The 19,243-nt window shown below is 68.7% G+C and carries 16 protein-coding genes; 10 read left to right on the top strand and 6 right to left on the bottom strand.

Going from position 1 to position 19,243, the window contains the following annotated elements; translation table 11 throughout:
- Positions 1 to 46: 46 nt before the first annotated feature.
- Positions 47 to 1,450 carry a GntP family permease gene (locus AC06FE_RS14350; protein ID WP_478073409.1) on the bottom strand — a complete coding sequence of 468 codons (1,404 nt, stop codon included), beginning with the start codon at positions 1,448 to 1,450 and terminating at the stop codon, positions 47 to 49.
- Positions 1,451 to 1,605: 155 nt separating this feature from the next.
- Here AC06FE_RS14350 and AC06FE_RS14345 point away from each other — a divergent pair, with 155 nt between their 5' ends.
- The 4 genes from AC06FE_RS14345 to AC06FE_RS14330 all read left to right on the top strand — a co-directional run bounded on the left by AC06FE_RS14345 (position 1,606) and on the right by AC06FE_RS14330 (position 8,592).
- Positions 1,606 to 3,804, top strand: a complete 2,199-nt coding sequence (locus AC06FE_RS14345; RefSeq protein WP_478073408.1) for a TonB-dependent receptor — start codon at positions 1,606 to 1,608, stop codon at positions 3,802 to 3,804.
- A 10-nt stretch (positions 3,805 to 3,814) separates the two neighbouring features.
- Positions 3,815 to 4,693 carry an alpha/beta fold hydrolase gene (locus AC06FE_RS14340; protein ID WP_132864693.1) on the top strand — a complete coding sequence of 293 codons (879 nt, stop codon included), beginning with the start codon at positions 3,815 to 3,817 and terminating at the stop codon, positions 4,691 to 4,693.
- Positions 4,690 to 5,169 carry a MaoC family dehydratase gene (locus AC06FE_RS14335; RefSeq protein WP_132864694.1) on the top strand — a complete coding sequence of 160 codons (480 nt, stop codon included), beginning with the start codon at positions 4,690 to 4,692 and terminating at the stop codon, positions 5,167 to 5,169. Before AC06FE_RS14340 ends, AC06FE_RS14335 begins: the two co-directional genes overlap by 4 nt.
- Before the next feature lie 81 nt (positions 5,170 to 5,250).
- Positions 5,251 to 8,592, top strand: a complete 3,342-nt coding sequence (locus tag AC06FE_RS14330; RefSeq protein WP_478073407.1) for a hybrid sensor histidine kinase/response regulator — start codon at positions 5,251 to 5,253, stop codon at positions 8,590 to 8,592.
- Between the two features lie 11 nt (positions 8,593 to 8,603).
- On the opposite strand, the gene AC06FE_RS14325 is transcribed toward AC06FE_RS14330, so the two are convergent.
- On the bottom strand, positions 8,604 to 9,305 hold the full coding sequence (locus tag AC06FE_RS14325) for a response regulator transcription factor (RefSeq protein WP_132864696.1): 702 nt from the start codon (positions 9,303 to 9,305) through the stop codon (positions 8,604 to 8,606).
- Positions 9,306 to 9,394: 89 nt separating this feature from the next.
- Here AC06FE_RS14325 and AC06FE_RS14320 point away from each other — a divergent pair, with 89 nt between their 5' ends.
- Together AC06FE_RS14320 and AC06FE_RS14315 are read left to right on the top strand one after the other, a co-directional pair.
- The gene (locus AC06FE_RS14320) at positions 9,395 to 11,239 is read left to right on the top strand and encodes a 3-hydroxybutyrate oligomer hydrolase family protein (RefSeq protein ID WP_478073406.1); all 1,845 of its coding nucleotides are present in this window, start codon (positions 9,395 to 9,397) and stop codon (positions 11,237 to 11,239) included.
- A gap of 31 nt (positions 11,240 to 11,270) precedes the next feature.
- The gene (locus tag AC06FE_RS14315) at positions 11,271 to 12,929 is read left to right on the top strand and encodes a fatty acid--CoA ligase (RefSeq protein ID WP_478073405.1); all 1,659 of its coding nucleotides are present in this window, start codon (positions 11,271 to 11,273) and stop codon (positions 12,927 to 12,929) included.
- A 97-nt stretch (positions 12,930 to 13,026) separates the two neighbouring features.
- On the opposite strand, the gene AC06FE_RS14310 is transcribed toward AC06FE_RS14315, so the two are convergent.
- The 3 genes from AC06FE_RS14310 to AC06FE_RS14300 all read right to left on the bottom strand — a co-directional run bounded on the left by AC06FE_RS14310 (position 13,027) and on the right by AC06FE_RS14300 (position 16,044).
- A complete protein-coding gene (locus AC06FE_RS14310; RefSeq protein WP_192286460.1) occupies positions 13,027 to 14,712 on the bottom strand; it encodes an amidohydrolase in 1,686 nt (561 codons plus the stop codon).
- 89 nt (positions 14,713 to 14,801) lie between these two features.
- Complete coding sequence (locus AC06FE_RS14305; protein ID WP_478073441.1) at positions 14,802 to 15,467, bottom strand: glycine zipper 2TM domain-containing protein; 666 nt, start codon at positions 15,465 to 15,467, stop codon at positions 14,802 to 14,804.
- Positions 15,468 to 15,609: 142 nt separating this feature from the next.
- Positions 15,610 to 16,044 (bottom strand): OsmC family protein, encoded by a 435-nt coding sequence (locus AC06FE_RS14300; protein WP_132864700.1) that lies wholly within the window; start codon positions 16,042 to 16,044, stop codon positions 15,610 to 15,612.
- 301 nt (positions 16,045 to 16,345) lie between these two features.
- Between AC06FE_RS14300 and AC06FE_RS14295 the strand changes: the two genes are divergently transcribed.
- The 3 genes from AC06FE_RS14295 to AC06FE_RS14285 all read left to right on the top strand — a co-directional run bounded on the left by AC06FE_RS14295 (position 16,346) and on the right by AC06FE_RS14285 (position 17,919).
- Positions 16,346 to 16,744 carry an HU family DNA-binding protein gene (locus AC06FE_RS14295; protein ID WP_132864701.1) on the top strand — a complete coding sequence of 133 codons (399 nt, stop codon included), beginning with the start codon at positions 16,346 to 16,348 and terminating at the stop codon, positions 16,742 to 16,744.
- A 205-nt stretch (positions 16,745 to 16,949) separates the two neighbouring features.
- Positions 16,950 to 17,255 (top strand): DUF3861 family protein, encoded by a 306-nt coding sequence (locus AC06FE_RS14290; protein ID WP_478073404.1) that lies wholly within the window; start codon positions 16,950 to 16,952, stop codon positions 17,253 to 17,255.
- Positions 17,256 to 17,334: 79 nt separating this feature from the next.
- On the top strand, positions 17,335 to 17,919 hold the full coding sequence (locus AC06FE_RS14285; RefSeq protein WP_132864704.1) for a YceB family lipoprotein: 585 nt from the start codon (positions 17,335 to 17,337) through the stop codon (positions 17,917 to 17,919).
- Positions 17,920 to 18,062: 143 nt separating this feature from the next.
- On the opposite strand, the gene AC06FE_RS14280 is transcribed toward AC06FE_RS14285, so the two are convergent.
- Positions 18,063 to 18,530 carry an SET domain-containing protein gene (locus tag AC06FE_RS14280; RefSeq protein WP_478073403.1) on the bottom strand — a complete coding sequence of 156 codons (468 nt, stop codon included), beginning with the start codon at positions 18,528 to 18,530 and terminating at the stop codon, positions 18,063 to 18,065.
- 260 nt (positions 18,531 to 18,790) lie between these two features.
- On the opposite strand from AC06FE_RS14280, the gene AC06FE_RS14275 reads away from it, so the two are divergent.
- The gene (locus tag AC06FE_RS14275) at positions 18,791 to 19,237 is read left to right on the top strand and encodes an SUF system Fe-S cluster assembly regulator (RefSeq protein WP_132864706.1); all 447 of its coding nucleotides are present in this window, start codon (positions 18,791 to 18,793) and stop codon (positions 19,235 to 19,237) included.
- Positions 19,238 to 19,243 lie beyond the last annotated feature (6 nt).

The following is a 19,243-nucleotide window of genomic DNA, read 5'->3' as shown; positions in this document are numbered from 1 at the left end:
AGTCACCACGGGGAGAAGCACGCCCGCGGGTGTTGCCCTGCCGCCGTCACACCCAACCGGTGGCGTAATGGATGCCGATCACCACGAACACCGCGACCGTCTTGATGATCGTCACCGCGAAGATGTCCTTGTAGGCCTGCCGATGGGTCAGCCCGGTCACCATCAGCAGGGTGATCACCGCACCGTTGTGCGGCAGGCTGTCCATGCCGCCGGAGGCCATCGAGGCGACCCGGTGCAGCACTTCCATGGGGATGCCGGCCGCCTGCGCGTTGGCGACGAAGGTCTCCGACATCGCCGCCAGCGCGATGCTCATGCCGCCGGAGGCCGATCCGGTCACGCCGGCCAGCCCGGTGACGGTGACCGCTTCGTGCAGCAGCGGGTCCTTGATCGCCCCCAATGCGTTGGCCACCACCATGAAACCCGGCAATGCGGCTATCACCGCGCCGAAGCCGTACTCCGAGGCGGTGTTCATCGCCGCCAGCAGCGCACCACCGATGGCCGCCTTGGTGCCTTCGGCGAACTGGGTGACCACCGGCCGCCAGGCCAGCACCAGCACCGTGGCGATGCCGACCAGCAATGCGCCTTCCACCGCCCAGATCGCGGCGATCTTCGGCACCTCCTGCACCACCGGTGCGGCCTTGCCGAGTACCGCGGGCACGAAGCTGTGCTCGGCCCCGTACCAGTGCGGGATTCCCAGCGTCAGCAGCTTGTTGGACACGAACACCAGCACCAGCGGCAGCACCGCCACCCCGGCGTTGGCCAGCGTGGTGCCGGCGAACGGCGCCGGCTCGTTGACCAGCGTCGCCGGGTCGCCATACCCCTCGCCATGACGCGCGGCCACGCGGCGGCGCCATTCCAGGTAGGCCATGCCGACGCCGAGCACGAAGAGGCTGCCGAGGATGCCCAGCACCGGCGCGGCCCAGGTATCGGTGCCGAAGAACGTGGTCGGGATGATGTTCTGGATCTGCGGCGTGCCCGGCAACGCATCCATCGTGAAGCTGAAGCCGCCCACCGCCAACGTGGCCGGGATCAACCGCTTGGGGATGTCGCTCTGCCGGAACATCTCCGCGGCGAACGGGTACACCGCGAACACCACCACGAACAGGGACACGCCACCGTAGGTCAGCAGCCCGGACACCAGCACGATCGAGAGCATCGCCCGTTGCGGCCCGAACAGGCCGATCGCCGCCTGCACGATCGACTTGGAGAACCCGGACAGCTCGATCAGCTTGCCGAACACCGCCCCGAGCAGGAACACCGGGAAGTACAGCTTCAGGAAGCCCACCATCTTGTCCATGAACAAGCCGGTGAACATCGGCGCCACCAGCGACGGGTCGGTCAGCAGCACCGCCCCCAGCGCGGCGATGGGCGCGAACAGGATGACGCTGTAGCCGCGGTAGGCCACCAGCATCAGGAAGCCCAGCGCGGCAAGCACGATCAGCAACGACATACGGCGCTCCCGGAAGAGGAGGCGCCAAGTATCCGGATCTGGCCGCCGCTGCCGACTGGACCTAGGTCCACTCGCTGGGCCGGGGGTACGCCGCTAGCCTAGGCTCCACGGGTGGCAATGGGCCATCCGCAACGCACCTGCCTGGGGAGGACCGAATGAAGCGGAACTGTTTGAGCCTGATGATCGGCGCGCTGCTGGCCTCCGGGCCGGCACTGGCACAGGAGGCGCCGCAGGCCGCGCCGGCGGCGGACAGGGGCGCTTCGGCCACCAACCTGGACACCATCATGGTGACCGCGCGCAAGCGCGAGGAAACCCTGCAGGAAGTGCCGGTGGCGGTGACTGCGTTCACCTCCGAGGCGCTGGACAAGTTGAACGTGCAGGACATCGGCGACCTCGACGCCCAGGTGCCCAACCTGACCATCTACGCCGCGCGCGGCGCCAGCAGCACGGTCACCGCCTACATCCGCGGCGTCGGCCAGTCCGACCCCACCTGGGGCGCCGACCCGGGCGTGGGCATCTACCTGGATGACGTCTACATCGCCCGCCCGCAGGGCGCGCTGCTGGACGTGTTCGACGTGTCGCGCATCGAGGTGCTGCGTGGCCCGCAGGGCACGCTGTACGGCAAGAACACCATCGGCGGTGCGATCAAGTACGTTTCGCGTGGCCTGCCGACCACCACCGAGGGCTTTGCCCAGGTCACCGTGGGCAACTACAACCAGCGCGATGCCAAGGCCGCCATCGGTGGCCCGCTGGGCGGGCCGGACAGCGGCCTGCGTGGCCGCATCGCGGTGGCCAGCATGAACCGTGACGGCTTCGGCGAGAACACCTACAACGGCCAACCGGTCAGCGACAAGCAGGTCAACGCCGCGCGCCTGAACCTGGGCGCCTACGCCGGCGACGATTTCGACGTGCAGTTCGCGCTGGACTGGATCGACGACCAGTCCGGCATGCGCGGCTCCAAGATGCTCGCGCGCAACCCGTTCACCCCGGCCTACCCGCCGATGGACGACCGCTACGACATCCGTTCGGGCATGCCCAACGTCAACAGTGTGGAAACCAAGGGCGCCTCGGCGACGGTGAACTGGCGGCCCAACGAAGACTGGGCGCTCAAGTACGTGGTCGCCAAGCGCGAGTCCGATTCGCACTCCAACATCGACTTCGACACTACCCCGGTCAAGCTGGCCGATGTCGGCGGCTTCTACGAGGACAACCAGGTCAGCAACGAACTGCAGGCCAACTACGATGGCGGCGGGCGCGTGCGCGGCGTGGTCGGCCTGTACCAGTTCAGCGGCGAGGCCGGTGGCCAGATCCGCAACAACTTCTTCAACCTGCAGTTCGGCGACACCCGCGGCAAGGTACTCACCGACAGCGTCGCGCTGTATGCGGACTGGACGTTCGACCTGACCAGCAGGCTCAAGCTCGACGTCGGCGCCCGTTACACCGACGAGGACAAGCGCGCGATCGTGCTCAACCGCTTCTACGCCGATGCGACCTTCACCCGGCCGATCGCGGTGGCCGCCGACTTCGACAAGACCACCAACTTCAAGAACGTCTCGCCGAAGGTGTCGCTGGACTACCAGATCACCCCGGACATCATGGTCTACGGCCTGGCCACGCGTGGCTTCAAGTCCGGCGGCTACAACATCCGCGCCAATGCCGTGGCGGTGCCGCGCTCGGCCGAACCGTTCGACGACGAGACCGTGGACAGCTACGAGATCGGCAGCAAGATGGCCTTCCTCGACCAGCGCCTGTTCCTGAACCTGTCGGCCTTCCACAACAAGTACAAGGACATCCAGCTGTCGGTGTTCACCGGCATCGACACCAACGGCGATGGCGTGAACGACGCCTTCTTCGGCGACTTCACCAACGCCGGCAAGGGCACGGTCAACGGCCTGGAAGTCGAGTATCAGTACCTGCCGACCCAGAACTGGCTGATCACCGGCAACCTGGCCTGGCTGGACACCAAGTACGACGAGTACATCGATGGCGGAGTCGACGTCGCCGACAGGATGAAGTTCACCAATGCACCCGAGTTCTCCGGCGCGGTGAACGTGGAGTACCGCACCGACCTGGCCAATGGCGGCAACCTGTCCGCGCGGGTGGGCTACAGCTACCAGAGCGAGGTCTGGCCGACCACCGACCTGAGCCCGGTGATCCGGCAGGATGGCTACGGCCTGGTCAATGCCGGCGTGATCTGGAAGCTCAACGATGCCTGGACGTTCTCCCTGCAAGGCACCAATCTTGCCGACAAGGAGTACCGCACCACCGGTTACAACATCCCGGCGGTGGGCACGCTGATCGGCTTCTACGGTCCGCCGCGCCAGTACAGCCTCAGCGTCCGCTACGACTTCTAGGAACCCCTGCATGACCCGGTCCTACGATGACCTGTACTGGAACAGCAGCGACGGTCTGCGCCTGCATGCACGTGACCACCAACCGGCCGCGGGGACATCCCCCCGCGGCACGGTGGTCTGCATCCCCGGCCTGACCCGCAACGGCGCCGACTTCGACGCGCTGGCCACGACGCTGTCCGCGCGCGGCTGGCGCGTGCTGGCGGTCGACCTGCGCGGCCGCGCCGGCTCGGCGCGCGCACCCGACCCGTCCAGCTACAACCCCCGCACCTACGCCGATGACCTGGTCGCGCTGCTGCGCGCGCAGGGCATCGACAGGAGCGTGTTCATCGGCACTTCGCTGGGCGTGCTGGTCACCATCACCCTGGCCACGCGCGCACCCGGGCTGATCGCCGCCGCCGTGCTCAACGATGCCGGGCCGAAGGTGCCACGCCAGGCGCTGGCACGGATCGGCAAGTACGCTGGCAAGCACCTGCCGCCGATGGACCTGGCGCAGGCCGCCGCCTACGCCGAGTCGATCGGCAAGGCATCGTTCCCGCGCTTCGGCGCCGACGACTGGCGGGACATGGCCACGCGCATGTTCCGCCAGCGCGACGACGGGCTGCTGGAACTCGACTACGACCCGGCCGTCATCCGCACCACCCGGCCCTGGGTGTTGTGGCTGCTGCGGCCGCTGCTGTGGCGCGCGGTCCGCACGCTCACCGGCCAGGCACCGACCCTGATCGTGCGGGGCGCGCTTTCGGACATTCTCCCGCCCGACGTGGCACGGCAGATGGCCGCCACCTCGGCGAACGCCCGCCTGGTCGAAGTGCCCGAGGTCGGTCACGCCCCGACCCTGTCCGAGCCGGAAGCGCGCCAGGCCATCCTGGCCTTGCTGGAGCGCGTGGCATGAGCACCATCGACGACCACCTGCCGCCGGCAGTGGCGGCACTGCAGCGTTGGGCCGAAGCCGAGCGGTTGGGGACGGGCGTGCAGGTGGGGCAATCCCGCATCGATGCGTTCGCCGATGCCACCGGCGACCACAACTGGATCCATGTCGATCCGGCGCGGGCGCAGGCCGAGCTGCCCGGCGGGCAGACCATCGCCCATGGTTTCCTGCTGCTCTCGCTCACCGTCCAGGACGACGTGGCCGCGCTGGCCGCGCTCCCCGGCATCACCCGGGTGCTCAACTACGGCTTGAACAAGGTGCGCTTCCTGGCCCCGGTTCCCAGCGGCGCGGACGTGCGCGTGCGTTCGCGGCTGCTGTCGCTGCAATGCCGCCAGCCCGGGCAATGGCTGCTGACCCAGCACAAGACGGTGGAACTGCAACCGACCGGCGACGTGGCGCTGGTGGCCGAACAGCTCGCCCTGGTCCTCATCGATCCCTAGCCCGCCACGCCCTCGCCGCGACCGCGCCACCGTGCCGACCGGCACCTGCCGGGCGGCTGGCCGGATCCCTACACTGGAGCGATGTTGACGCCCTCCATCGTCCTGTTGGCCTGCCTTGCCTGGACCGTGCTGCTGTTCGGCGTCGCGCTGTGGGGCGAACGCCAGGGCCATCGCCTGGCACGTGCCTGGCCGGTGATCTATGCGCTGTCGCTGGCCGTGCACTGCACCGCCTGGACCTACTACGGCGCCGCCTCGCAGGGCGCGCAATGGGGCTTCGCGATCCCGCCGACGCTGATCGGCATGGCGTTGATCTTCGCCTTCGGCATGCCGTTCCTGGCGCGGCTGGGCCGGCTGGCCAAGCAGCACAACAGCGCCACCATCGCCGACCTGGTGGTGGCACGGCTGCGCACCGACCAGGGATTGGGCATGACCATCACCCTGGTCGCGCTGATCGGCATCATTCCCTACATCGCCTTGCAGCTGAAGGCGATCAGCCAGGGCCTGGGCGCACTGCTCGGCGACCAGTTGGCCGGCGGTGGCACACCGCCGGACGTGTCGTTCTGGTTCGCGCTGACGATGGCGGCGTTCACCCTGCTGTTCGGCGCGCGCAAGGCTTCGGCCACCGAGCACAACCGCGGCATCGTGGTGGCGCTGGGGCTGGAGTCGCTGCTCAAGCTGGCCGCGCTGCTGGCCATCGGCCTGTATGCGGCCCTGTCGGTACAGGCCGACAGCCCCTTGCTCGCACGCATGACGCAGCTGCCGCCGCCCGCAGTGGTCCCGGACTTCCTCACCATGGTCGCGCTCGGCGCGATGGCGGCCTTCACCCTGCCCCATCAGTTCCACGTCGGCGTGGTCGAACTGCGCCAGACCTCCGACCTGAAGACCGCGCGTTGGCTGTTCCCGCTCTACCTGCTGCTGATCGGGCTGCCGTCGGTGCCGATGGCGCTGTCCGGCGCGGCCCAGCTCGGGCAATCGGTATCGCCGGACGTCTACGTGCTGATGCTGCCGCAGGCCGCCGGCCACCACCTCCTGGCCCTGCTCGCCTACCTGGGCAGCCTGAGCGCGGCCACCGGCATGATGATCCTGTCCGGCCTGACCCTGTCGATCATGCTCGGCAACCACGGCTTCGGCTCGCGCCTGCTCGGCGGCATGCATGGCGACACCGGCGCCGACCTGCGCCCGCGCGTGATCGCGTTCCGGCGCGCCGGCATCCTGGCCGTGTTCCTGATGTCCTGGCTGTACAGCCGGGCGATGAGCGACACCGAAGCGCTCAGTGATTTCGGCCTGATGTCCTTCACCGCGCTGGCGCAGCTGGCGCCGGCGGTGCTGCTGGCGGTGTACCGCCCGCGCACGCCCTCGCCGGCCATCATCGCCGGCATCGTGACCGGCTCGCTGGTATGGCTGTGGCTGGTGTTGCTGCCGATGATCGTCTCGCCGCCGGCCGCCTCGGAAGGGCTGCACTGGGTCGTGTTCTTCCCGCTGCGCGTGCAGCCGGGCCACATCGCGATCAGCATGGGCGTCAGCCTGCTGGTCAACCTGATCACCGTCGCGGTGATGGCGCGCGCGGTGCGCCCGTCGTTGCCGCAGCAACGCGAAGGCGTGGCCGCCGCCTCCATGCGCAAGACCGCCGGGCGCTTCCTCGGCCAGGAACGCACGCGCCAGCTGATGGCCGGGCATGCCGGGCAGATGCTGGACGACCAGCGTGTCACCGCCATCGAGCGCGAGCTCACCGCCGTGGTCGGTGCCGGGATGGCGCGGTTGCTGGTCGAGGCCGCACGCGATGGCGGCGCCGCACCACTGGAAGCAGTCACCCGCGCGGTCGGCGAAGCCACCCAGGTACTGCGCTTCAACCAGCGCCTGCTCGAAGCCGCGCTGGAGAACATGAGCCAGGGCATCAGCGTGGTCGACGCGCAGCTGCAGCTGGTGGCCTGGAACAGCCGCTATGCCGCGTTGTTCAAGTTCCCGCCCGAGCTGCTGCAGGTGGGCCAGCCGGTCGCCCATCTCACCGAGTGGGCAATGGGACAGCTGAAGATCGGCCAGGGCGGCGCCGATACCCCGGCCAAGGCGCTGAACCGGCGCGTGGCGCATATGCGGCGCGGCACGCCGCACCTGTCCGAGCGCATTTTCCCCGATGACACCATCGTCGAGATCCGCGGCAACCCGATGCCTGGCGGCGGTTACGTCGCCACCTTCACCGACGTCACCGCGTTCCGCCGCGCCGAGGATGCGCTCAAGCGCAGCAACGAGACCCTGGAGCGCCGCGTGCAGGACCGCACCGCGCGCCTGGAGCAGGCCGTACACGAGGCAGAGCGCGCCAACGTGGCCAAGACGCGCTTCCTGACCGCAGTCGGCCACGACCTGATCCAGCCGCTGCATGCCGCCCAACTGCTGACCGACGCCATGTCGCAGCACCTGGAGTCCGAATTCCTGGACAGCTTCCTGCGCCAGATCCGCGGCGCGCTGGACTCCACCGACGACCTGCTCTCGGGCCTGCTCGACATCTCGCGGCTGGAAGCCGGTGGGCTGGTCGCCGACCCGCGCCCGTTCGCGCTGTCCAACGTGCTCGACCCGCTCGCGCAGGAATTCTCGGTGCTGGCTGCCGCACGCGGCCTGCAGTTCCGCTACGTGCCCAGCCGCGCCTGGGTGCACAGCGACCCGCTGCTGCTGCGCCGTGTGCTGCAGAACTTCCTGGCCAACGCCATCCGTTACACGCGCAGCGGCGGCGTGCTGCTCGGTGTCCGCCGGCGCGGCGAGGCGCTGGTGGTCGGCGTGCACGACAGCGGCCCGGGCATCGCCGCCGACCAGCAGGGCGTGGTGTTCGAGGAGTTCCAGCGCGGCGACCGCAGCAACGGGCAGGGTTTGGGCCTGGGCCTGACCATCGCGCAACGCATCGCCGCCCTGCTGCATGCACCGTTGTCGCTGCACAGCGCGCTCGGCCGCGGCTCGGCCTTCGCCATCACGGTGCCGCGTGCCTACCCGGCGCGCGCGCCGCGCAACGACGCGCCCGCGGCCACCAGCACCATCAAGGGCACCCGCGTGCTGGTGGTGGACAACGACCCCGATGCGCTGGCGGCGATGCGGCAGATGCTGCTGGCCTGGGGCTGCGAGGTCACCGCGCTGGCCGATGGCGCCAACGCGGGCACCGCGGCGCGCGAAGCCGGGCTGTGGCTGTTCGACTACCACCTCGATGACGGCGACACCGGCATTGCCCTATACGCGCGTCTGGCCGCTGTGCACGGCCCGCGCCCGACCGTGATCCTCAGCGCGGACACCGGCAGTGACACCCGCGAGGCGGTGCGTGAGGCTGGCTTGTCACTGTTGAACAAGCCTTTCAAGCCGCTGGCGCTTCGCTGGGCGATCAACCACCTGCTGGCCGCGCGTGCCACCGGCGAGGACGACGGCGCCACGGGGGGCCACGGCTGACCGGTGCCGGCTCAGGCCTCTTCGGCGGCCTCGCGCTGCACCCGCGCGTCCGCGCCCTCGATCTGCCGCGAGGGATCGGCCAGGCCGAGCTCATGCAGGACGCGGATCGCCTGCGCACGGTTGCGCACGCCCAGCCGGCCCATGATGCGCGTCATGTGTGCCTTCACCGTTCGCAGCTGCACCCCCAGGCGGTCGGCGATCTGCTTGTTGAGCAGGCCTTCGGCGACCAGGCTCAACACCCGGTACTGGTGCGCCGACAGGCTGGACAGCCGCGCGGCCAGATCGGCATCGCGGCTGAACGGCGCCACCCGCGCGACGGTATCGCGCAGCATCGCCGGTATCCAGCGCTCGCCTTCAAGCACGGTCAGCAGCGCCTGCTGCAGGTCCGCCAGCCCCGAACTCTTGGGCAGGTAACCGGCCGCCCCCAGGTCGATGGCACGCCGGATCACATGCGGTTCCTCGTTGGCCGAGACGATGATGATCGCCAGCCCCGGCTGCAGCGCGCGGATCGTCGCCAGCCCGGCAAGGCCGTGGTTGCCCGGCATGTGCAGGTCGAGCAGCATCAGGTCGATCGACTGGCCCTCGATGGCCTCCAGTACCCCGTCCAGTGAATCGGCTTCGCTGATCTGCAGGTCGACCACCGCTTCATCGGCCGCGCGATGCAGCGCGGCTCTGAACAGGGGGTGGTCATCGGCGATGAGCAGGGTTGGCATCTCGGGCCGAGGTTAGCAAATCCCATTGCAGCTGAGCACGGGGACCTAGGTACGCTGGTATCCCCAGACCGGATTGATAGTGTGGAGCGATGAACATTCCCTGCCGTGCTTCCCTGCTTTGCGCCGTGCTGCCGATCCTGTATGGCGGCATCCCCGTCGCAAACGCCGCCACCGCCCCCGTGCCTGCCGCCGCCCCGGTGTTCGAGCAATGGCGCGAGACATCCCATCGCGGCAGCGATGACCTGATGACAGCCGGGCTCGGTCTTGAAGGCCTGCGCGCCAGCGCGCCCCCCGCATTCGCCAAGCCCACCGCGCCCACCGCAGAGCAAGCGCGGCGCCGTGCGATCTGGAGCAGCTGGCGGGGCATCGCCGACCTGACCCCGGGTGGCGGCTTCGGTGAAATCTACGGCACGTTCCAGCCCGCACCGGGGCGCGAGTTCTCCGCCTACGGCCGCATCCCCGGCGCCGGCCAGCCGCACCGCGTGCTGGTGCAGATACCGGACAACTTCGACCCCGCACGCCGCTGCCTGGTCGCGACGGCGTCTTCCGGTTCGCGCGGGATCTACGGCGCGATTTCCGTGGCCGGCAGTTGGGGACTGGCCCACGGTTGCGCGGTGGCCTATACGGACAAGGGCGCCGGCAGCGATTACTACGATCTGGACGCAGGCATTGGCTTCCAGGCCGATGGCACCCCGGCTGCCGATGGCGCGTTGGCATTCGTCCCCGCGAAGGGAAGCGCTGCGCATGGCGTCGCGTTCAAGCACGCACATTCGGGCGACAACCCGGAAGCCGACTGGGGCCTGCACCTCGTGCAGGCCGTGCAGTTCGGATTGCAGGCGCTGGACCGTGCCTATCCGCAGTCGGCCCCCTTCACCCCGGCCAACACACGCACGTTGGGTGTCGGGGTATCCAACGGCGGCGGCGCGGTATTGCGCGCCGCCGAAATTGAAGGCGATTGGTTTGATGCGATGGTGGCCGGTGAGCCCAACGTATCGGTCGCAGGCGCCCCTCCGCTCTACGATTTCGTGACCCAGGCCGCGCTGCTGATGCCTTGCGCATTACTGGCCATCGATGACCTGCCGCAGCCACCCGCGCAGGCCCAGACACGACCGGCCGGAATCCAGCGCTGCGCAGTGCTGGCATCCATTGGACAGGTGCAAGGCGCGGACATCGAAGCCCAGGCGCGATCGGCATGGCAACAGTTGGCAAATGCAGGCCTGAGTGAACCCGCCCTGCGCGCAGCCGCGTTCTCGACCGGATTTGATCTGTGGCAAGCGATCGCCGCCACCTATGCGTCAGCCTATGGTGGCTATGCCGCAGGCAATCACCCCTGCGGGTACACCTTCGCCGCCGCCGGCCCGGATGGCAGGCCCGGCATCGCGACACCCGAGGTCCGTACAGCCTGGTGGAGCGATGCCAGCGGCATCCCGCCAGGCAATGGTGTGACGCTGCTGTACGACGATCACGCGCTGCCCGCAGCGGATCCCCTGCCTGGCCTGTCCTGCCTGCGCTCGCTCTGGACCCACGATGGTGCAGGTGCCGAGCGCGTGCGCGCCGGCATTGCCCGTGCAGCCGCCAACCCGCCCCGCCCGGGCCTGCCGATCGTCGTCATCCATGGCATCGACGACGGACTGGTGCCGATCAGCCTGACCAGCGACCGCTACGTGCCGCAGGCGCGTGCGGCGGGCGCACGGATCGCCTATTGGCGGGTAGCCAACGCGCAGCATTTCGACTCGCTGCTGGCGTTCCCGGATTACCGCAAGCGCTATGTACCGCTGCTGCCCTACCTGTTCGCGGCCATGGACCAGGTCTGGAACCACCTCGAAGACCCGGCGCAGCCCCTGCCCCAGGATGCACTGATCACCCCCACCCCGCGCGCGGAAGCACCGCTGCAGCCCGCACAGTTGTCGCTCCCGGCGGCCTCCCGTCGCTGACACCCCATTGCCTTGCCCCCAGGAATCGCCGATGCCCTCCACCACGCCGCCCGACTCCGGTCCCTACGCCTACCCGCTGCTGATCAAGCAACTGCTGCATACGCCGCTGGCAACCCGGCCCGGGCAGGAGATCGTCTACGGCGACGTGCGCCATGACTACCGCACGCTGCAGGCACGCATCGGCCAGCTCGCCGGCCTGCTGCAATCGCTGGGCGTGAAGCCCGGCGATACCGTCGCGGTGATGGACTGGGACAGCCACCGCTACCTGGAAAGCTACTTCGCGGTGCCGATGATGGGCGCGGTGCTGATGATGGTGAACATCCGCCTGGCCCCGGAACAGATCGCCTACACGCTCAAGCACAGCGGGGCCAGCGTGATCCTGGCCAACCGCGAGTTCCTGCCGGTGCTGGACGGCATCGCCGGGCAGTTGCCGGCGCTGCGCACGCGCATCCTGCTCGACGATGAAGGCGGCGCGTTGCCCGATGGCTTCGCCGCGGAGTACGAGGCCGGCCTGCAACAGGCCACGCCGGTCACGCGCTTCCCGGATTTCGACGAGAACACCCGCGCCACCACGTTCTATACGACCGGCACCACCGGCCTGCCCAAGGGCGTCTACTTCAGCCATCGCCAGCTCGTGCTGCATTCGCTGGCGGCGATGGCCACGCTCGGCAGCGCGCACCAGCAGGGTCGCCTGCACCGCGACGACGTGTACATGCCGATCACGCCGATGTTCCATGTCCACGCCTGGGGCCTGCCCTACGTGGCCACGCTGATGGGCATCAAGCAGGTCTATCCGGGCCGCTACCTGCCCGGGCGGCTGCTGGCGCTGATCGGCCGCGAGAAGGTGACCTTCTCGCACTGCGTGCCGACCATCCTGCACATGCTGCTGAACGACCCGGCCTCGGCGCAGACCGACCTGCGCGGCTGGAAGGTCATCATCGGCGGCGCCGCACTGCCACGCGTGCTGGCCCAGCAGGCGCTGGCGCGCGGCATCGACATCTTCGGTGGTTACGGCATGTCCGAGACCTGCCCGGTGCTTACCGTCGCCCAGCTCGACGGCGACGCACTGGCCGACGGCGAGGCCGATGTCGCGCTGCGCACCAAGGCCGGCATCCCCATCCCGCTGGTGGACCTGCGCATCGTCGACGAGGACATGCACCAGGTCGCTCACGACGGCCAGGCCACCGGCGAAGTCGTGGTGCGCGCACCATGGCTGACCCAGGGTTACCTGCACGATCCCGCCGCGTCAGCCACCTTGTGGGCTGGCGGCTACCTGCATACCGGCGACATCGGCAACATCGACGCGGGCGGCTACCTGCGCGTGACCGATCGCATCAAGGACGTCATCAAGACCGGCGGTGAATGGATTTCCTCGCTCGCGCTGGAGGACATCATCGCCATGCACCCCGGGGTCGCCGAGGTCGCGGTGATCGGCGTCGCCGATCCCAAGTGGGGCGAGCGACCGCTGCCATTGGTGGTCACGCATGCCGGCCGCGACGTGACCGAGCAGGAGATCATCGCGCTGGTCACCGCGCGCAGCCAAGCCGGCGACATCTCCCGTTATGCCATCCCCGAGCGGGTGCGCTTCGTCGACACCATCGCGCGGACCAGCGTGGGCAAGATCAACAAGCGCCGGCTGCGCGACCAGCATGACGCGCCGGCCGAACCCGGCGGCGCCGCATCCCCCTGAGGGAAACCGCGCCCTTCACCGCGGGACCAGACCTCTCCTCCCGCGGCATTGCCAGCGGTGCGCGTGGGCCGCTGGCACCTTGCCGGCAGACGCCGGCTCAACCCGCCGGCGCGGCCTCGGCGGTGTAGACCGGCTCGCCATCCACCCAGGTCGACAACACCTTCAGGTCGTCCAGCTGCGCGGCATCCACCGTCAGCGGATCACGGTCGAACACCACGAAATCGGCGCGCAGGCCCGCCTGCAGGCGGCCCACCTGCGCTTCGTCATGCCCGGCCCAGGCCGCATCGCTGGTGAAGCCGCGCACCGCTTCCTCCGCGCTCAGGCGCTGGTCGGGCTGCCAACCGCCCGGCGGCTGGCCGTCGCGGTCCTGGCGGGTCACCGCGGCGTACAGGCCCAGGCGCGGATCGACGTTCTCCACCGGGAAATCCGAGCCCAATGCCAACCGCGCCCCGCTGTGCAGGTAGCGCTGCCAGGCATACGCACCCAGGATGCGCTCCGGCCCCACCCGCTGCGCGGCCCATCCCATGTCCGAGGTGGCATGCGTAGGCTGCATCGAGGCGATCACGCCCAATCGGGCGAAGCGCGGGATGTCCTCCAGCGACACCACCTGCGCATGCTCCACGCGCCAGCGGTGGTCACTGCCCTTGCGCGCGCCCAGCACCTTCTCGTAGGTGTCCAGCACGATGCGGTTGCCGCGATCACCGATGGCATGCGTGGCGACCTGCACCTTGCAGCCCTCGGCCTTGCGCACCGCCACCTCGAAATCGGCCGGCGAAGTCACCAGCAGGCCGCGGTTGTGCGGGTCATCGCTGTAGTCGGCGAGCAGGGCCGCGCCGCGGCTGCCCAGCGCACCGTCCATGAACAGCTTCACGCCACGCATCTCCAGACGACCGCCCGGATGCTGGTACAGGCCATCACGGCACAGGTCATCCAGCGCGGCCTGGTTGCCGTCGGCATAGGCATCGATGCGCAACGGCAGCTTGCCGGCGTCGGCCAGGCGCTTCATCAACGCCAGGTCCTCGCGCGAAACACCCATGTCGTGCACGCCGGTCAGGCCGTTGCTCACCGCCGCCTGCAACGCGGCCAGCAGGCGCTTCTCGCGGGCGGCATCATCCAGTGCGGGGATCTGCGCGGTGACCAGGCTGGAGGCCGCATCGACCAGCACGCCGGTCGGCCTGCCGGCGGCGTCGCGCACGATCCGTCCACCGTCCGGCTGCCAGTCGCCGGCCAACGGCTTGCCCGCCTTCTCGGCGATGCGCAGCGCGGCGCTGTTGACCCAGCCGGCGTGGCCGTCGACGCGGTCCAGGTAGACCGGCCGTTCCGGGAAGGCGGCGTCCAGGTCGGCGACGGTGGGAAAGTCGGTGTTGTCCCACCGGTTCTGGTCCCAGCCACGGCCCTGCAGCCACTCTCCCGGCGCCAGGGTCTTCTCGAATGCCTTGAGCCGCTCCACCACCTCGCCGCGGGTGCGCGCGCCGGACAGGTCGGCCTGCGCCAGCGTGTTGCCCAGGTAGACCAGGTGCGCATGTGCGTCGATCAGGCCCGGCACCACCGTGGCCTTGCCGGCGTCGATGCGGGGTGCCTGCGGATGCTGCTTCAGCACCGCCTCGCGCGTGCCCACGCTGAGCACGCGGCCAGTCTGCGCATCCCAGGCCATCGCGCCCACCACCGGCTGCGCCGGGTCTCCGGTACGGATGGTGTCGGCCACCAGCACCTTGACCTCGGCCTGGGCCGGGCTCAGGGACAGGCAGGGAAGCAACAGGGCAAGACAGGCGACACGGCGCATACGATCACTCCTGAACGGGACCCGGCGACTATGCCGCCATCCCGCAGGCATGACAAACCGCGGCCTGCGGCGTGCGCCGCAGGCTCGCCTCAGTCGGCGTTGACGTCCACCCGTACCCGGATGCGCTCGCCCGGGTGGTAGTCACGGCGGGTGTGGTATTCGCGGCCGGCGTACTCGTAGGTCACGTCATAGCCGTCCACGCGTTCGCTCTCGCTGCCATAGCCACCGGGCTCACAGACGCGCACGTCGCCGCGGCGGTAGTCCGGGCCACGGTTGCTGGCTTCGTAGATGGCGCGCCCGGCCGCGCCGCCGGCGATCGTTCCCACCGCGGTGCCGAGGTAGCGGCCGTCGCCACCACCGATGCGACTACCGATCATCGCGCCGGCCAGGCCACCGATCACCGTGGCGATCTGGCGCCCGGTCTCGCTGCCCTGGCGGTACTGGCCATTGTCATTGCCGCGGTCGTCGTAGCCGTCGTTGCGATAGCCATTGCCGTTGTAGCGGCCGGTGTCGCGGTAGCCATCCTCGTTCACGTAGCTGCCATCGCTGCGCTGGTAGCAGCGCTCGTTGCGGCCGCCGTTGCCACTGACGATGATCGGGTCCACGCGCACCACCCGCGCGTAGTCGTAGGCCGGCCCGTTGTCGCCGGCATGGCCGCCGTCGCGGTAGCGGCCATCGTCATCGCGGTAGTCGGGACGGTACTGGCCGTCGTCGTAGTTCTGTGCGGACGCGGCAAAACTGGACAGGCCGGCCATGATCAGGACACCGGCGATAGGCAGCGAACGAAACATGGCAACAGGTCCCCGTGGTTGGATGGCGCGATGCTCGGGCGCGCCGGGTGAAACGTCCCTGAACCGGACCGGCGAGCCCTTCCCCGCCCGCCAGCCCCTGCCTGGATCAGGCGGAAAACTCGCTTTCCAGGCTGATCGGCACCGCGCTCAGCGCCTTGGACACCGGGCAGTTCTGCTTGGCGTCGTCGGCAATCGCGCGGAAGCGTACCTCGTCCAGCCCCGGCACCACCGCCTTGACCTTCAGGCGGATCTGCGAGAACTGCGGCCCGCCTTCCATCGACAGGTCGACGTCGGCACGGGTATCGAGCGAAGTGGGCGGGAAGCCGGCCTCGCTGAGCTTGGCCGACAGCGCCATGGTGAAGCAGCCGGCATGCGCGGCGGCGATCAGCTCCTCCGGATTGGTGCCCTTCTCCTCGCCAAAGCGCGTGCTGAAGGCATAGCGCGTGTTTTCCAGCAGCCCGCTCTGCGGCGTGGCCAGGCGGCCCTGCCCGGTCTTGAGGTCACCTTCCCAGTGCGCGGTGGCATGACGCGAAATACCCATGGTGGAACTCCTCGTGGTGGTTGGCAGCCCAGCCTAAGGCAGCGTTCGTTAGCGCATTGTGCGGCGCGTCGCCGATCACCGGGCCTGCCGTGGACGTGCCGGGTGACGCCGCACTGTATCCCTGTCGATGCTGTTTTCCCCTGTGTTTTGGCACGTGGAAGCATGCACAAACCGGCCAGAAGCAATTTTTATGGGCTTTTTTGTCGATTGCCTATTGGCGGCATGCAATTCATGCCCTACATTTCGCTTGCCGACGGGGTCGGCACGACCAAACAACCAACCGTTCACGGAACAGGAAATCATGGCAAAGACCGCTAAAAAGGCTGCCCCGAAGAAGGCAGTGAAGAAAGTCGCCACCAAGGCTGCCGCCAAGCCGGCCGCAGTGAAGCCGATCAAGGAAGCTCTGACCAAGTCGGGTCTGGTTGCCCACATCGCCGAAGCCACCTCCGTCGCTGCCAAGGACGTGCGCGCTGTGTTCGCCGCCCTGGAAGGCGCCGTTGCCGCCTCGGTCAACAAGAAGGGCGCCGGCTCCTTCACCCTGCCGGGCCTGCTGAAGATCAGCACCGTGAACGTTCCGGCCAAGCCGAAGCGCAAGGGCATCAACCCGTTCACCAAAGAAGAGCAGTGGTTCGCCGCCAAGCCGGCCACCACCAAGCTGAAGGTTCGTCCGCTCAAGAAGCTCAAGGACGCCGCGCTCTGATCAGCGCGCCCCTTGTGGCGAACCGGACGGGACGGCGAAAGCCGTCCCGTTTCTTTTTGGGGGCGCCCATGGCGCGTAGGCGGACCACTGCGTTCCATCCACGCCGGACCCGGGCACACTGGAACACAGCGTCATGGTCCGGCGCCTCGCAACACCCCGATGGCGGGCCTATGGTGGGTCCATCCCCCTACCCCCCCACGTCATCATGTCCAGCAACACGCACCGCTATCGCATCACCGTCACTCCCATCGAAACCGATGGCCAGCAGTGCACCGGGCGCTGCACGCTGGAGTTCGACCAGCGCACCACCTACAGCTGGATGAAGCAGTTCGAACAGGCCCAGCGCCAACGCCGCCTGCCCTCCAACGACGACGCATCGCTGGTGGTCGCCACCGGCCTGCTGCACAGCTTGTCGACCGCTTCGGGCCGGCACGGCAACGCCCTGGACAGCCTGCAGCCGGAACTGGACCAACTGCTGTTGAAGCTGGAAAAACTGCAGCAGCCCGGTTGAAGCCAGGCGCGTGGCTAACCGGGCATTCACTTGATCCGGTTATCTTGCGTCTCCGTCTCCACCAATCCACGAGTCCGCCATGAACCTGCGCCACCTGCTCCTGTCCGCCGTCGCCTGCATGGCCCTGGCCACCACCGCCCACGCCGCGCCGCAGGTCAACGGACGGCAGCTGACCGTGGGCGCCAGCGACGTGCAGGACTATCTGGACGGCAGCTTCCCGCGCACGCAGAAGGCGCTCGGCGGCCTGCTGGCGCTGACCGTCAGCGAACCGCACCTGACCCTGCCGCAGGGCAACCGCCTGGACCTGGGCTTCGCCTTGGCCATGGCCGCCGGTGGCACCTCGATGCCGGTCGGCAAGGTGCAGATCAGCAGCGGCCTGCGCTACGACGCGCAGACGCAGGGCTTCCACCTGGACCAGCCGACCGTCGACCGCTTCAACCCGGCCATGGCCGGTGGCGAACTGGATTCCAGCACCCGCAGCCTGCTCAACAGTTGGCTGGCCGATTACGCCCGCCGCGAACCGATCTACAAGATCGACCCGACCATCGCGCGGGTGATGGGCGCCTTGCAGGTACAGTCGGTCGGCATCGAGAACGGCCGCATCGCGGTGACCTTCAACCAGGGCCTGGGCAACCTGGTGCCGCAGGGCCTGCTGGGCAAGTAAGCCCCTCCCGCATGCAGGCAGGAAGGCCGCGAAAGCGGCCTTCCGCGTTTGTGCGCCCCGCCGCCGGGATTCCCTCCCGGCCCACGCCACAACGGGAAAGGGCCGCGCAGGCGGCCCCTTCATTCACCCCATCGATGCGCGGATCAGCGCTTGGGCTGCAGCATCGTGCCGGTGCACCTGGGCGAGCCGCAGCGGCATTCCCAGATCTTCTTCAGGCGCGCGGTGTGGCGCTCGGCCAAGGTGATGCCGTAGTTGTAGGTCAGCTCCTCGCCCGGCTTGATGTCGCGGACGGCTTCGATGAACACCTTGTCGGCGGTGCGGTCGTCGCCCTCGGCTTCCTCGATCATCGCCTCGCAGTTCGGGTCGCAGCTGTGGTTGATCCAGCGCGCATCGTTGCCCTTGTGGTTGGCGTCGATGACGTAGTCCTCGTTCAGCGTGAACAGGAAGGTATGCCCGCTCTCGACGTCGCCGGTGTCATCGGCATCCACCTCGGCATGGGTCCGGCGCTTGCCCTTGTACTCGATGACGCGCTCGCCCTGCTTGATGTCGGCCACGGCGAACACGCCGTTGCCATGAATGCTGGATTTGCGCGCCTGGATCTTCTTGGGCATGTAAATGACCGGAAACGAATGAGAGGCGCAGATTCTCTCCCATCTGCGCCAATGACCCAAGTACGCGCCGGACCGGGGCCGGGCCATCGCGCCCCTCCGCGGACACGACCCCACCCGGCGATCACGTCCCGGTGCCGGTACCCGCCGCCGGCCACGGTAACCACCGCCGTCACCTGCCCCGCCCCTGCCTGAACAGGGCGCTTGGACTCGACCGGCGACAAAGCGTACAATTTTGGTCCGCTTTGAACCCACGTGCCGAGATGCTCCGCGTCACCAAGCTCACCGATTACGCCACCGTCGTCATGACCGTGCTCGCCGCACGGCCGGACGAAGTGCTGAGCGCGACCGAGCTGGCCGAGGCCGCCGGTCTGGAACCGCCCACCGTCAGCAAGCTGCTCAAGCCCCTGGCCCAGGCCGGGCTGGTGGAAGGCCTGCGCGGCGTGCGCGGCGGCTACCGGCTGACCCGCCCGGCCAGCGAAATCACCCTGATCGAGGTCGTCGAGGCGATGGAAGGCCCGCTGGCGATCACCGAATGCAGCCAGGGCCAGAGCCATTGCGGCATCGCCAGCCAGTGCGGCGTGCGCTCGAACTGGCGGCTGATCAACGATGTCGTCAGCGACGCCCTGCGCGCCGTCACCCTGGCCCAGATGCTGCATCCCTTACCGCTTGCCGACCGTCGACGGATCACCGCCGACGTCGTCTCCTGAACCACC

The sequence above is a fragment of the Stenotrophomonas sp. Steno-C18 genome, assembly GCF_056393195.1.
This window is presented reverse-complemented; position numbering and strand designations above follow the sequence as displayed.

Excerpts from the sequence above, each read along its gene's own strand:
- AC06FE_RS14335 (WP_132864694.1), top strand. The coding sequence starts at position 4,690 with ATGAGCACCATCGACGACCACCTGCCGCCGGCAGTGGCGGCACTGCAG.
- AC06FE_RS14275 (WP_132864706.1), top strand. The coding sequence starts at position 18,791 with ATGCTCCGCGTCACCAAGCTCACCGATTACGCCACCGTCGTCATGACC.
- AC06FE_RS14320 (WP_478073406.1), top strand. The coding sequence starts at position 9,395 with ATGAACATTCCCTGCCGTGCTTCCCTGCTTTGCGCCGTGCTGCCGATC.
- AC06FE_RS14325 (WP_132864696.1), bottom strand. The coding sequence starts at position 9,305 with ATGCCAACCCTGCTCATCGCCGATGACCACCCCCTGTTCAGAGCCGCG.
- AC06FE_RS14295 (WP_132864701.1), top strand. The coding sequence starts at position 16,346 with ATGGCAAAGACCGCTAAAAAGGCTGCCCCGAAGAAGGCAGTGAAGAAA.
- AC06FE_RS14280 (WP_478073403.1), bottom strand. The coding sequence starts at position 18,530 with ATGCCCAAGAAGATCCAGGCGCGCAAATCCAGCATTCATGGCAACGGC.
- AC06FE_RS14310 (WP_192286460.1), bottom strand. The coding sequence starts at position 14,712 with ATGCGCCGTGTCGCCTGTCTTGCCCTGTTGCTTCCCTGCCTGTCCCTG.
- AC06FE_RS14285 (WP_132864704.1), top strand. The coding sequence starts at position 17,335 with ATGAACCTGCGCCACCTGCTCCTGTCCGCCGTCGCCTGCATGGCCCTG.
- AC06FE_RS14300 (WP_132864700.1), bottom strand. The coding sequence starts at position 16,044 with ATGGGTATTTCGCGTCATGCCACCGCGCACTGGGAAGGTGACCTCAAG.
- AC06FE_RS14305 (WP_478073441.1), bottom strand. The coding sequence starts at position 15,467 with ATGGCCGGCCTGTCCAGTTTTGCCGCGTCCGCACAGAACTACGACGAC.
- AC06FE_RS14340 (WP_132864693.1), top strand. The coding sequence starts at position 3,815 with ATGACCCGGTCCTACGATGACCTGTACTGGAACAGCAGCGACGGTCTG.
- AC06FE_RS14345 (WP_478073408.1), top strand. The coding sequence starts at position 1,606 with ATGAAGCGGAACTGTTTGAGCCTGATGATCGGCGCGCTGCTGGCCTCC.
- AC06FE_RS14330 (WP_478073407.1), top strand. The coding sequence starts at position 5,251 with ATGTTGACGCCCTCCATCGTCCTGTTGGCCTGCCTTGCCTGGACCGTG.
- AC06FE_RS14315 (WP_478073405.1), top strand. The coding sequence starts at position 11,271 with ATGCCCTCCACCACGCCGCCCGACTCCGGTCCCTACGCCTACCCGCTG.
- AC06FE_RS14290 (WP_478073404.1), top strand. The coding sequence starts at position 16,950 with ATGTCCAGCAACACGCACCGCTATCGCATCACCGTCACTCCCATCGAA.
- AC06FE_RS14350 (WP_478073409.1), bottom strand. The coding sequence starts at position 1,450 with ATGTCGTTGCTGATCGTGCTTGCCGCGCTGGGCTTCCTGATGCTGGTG.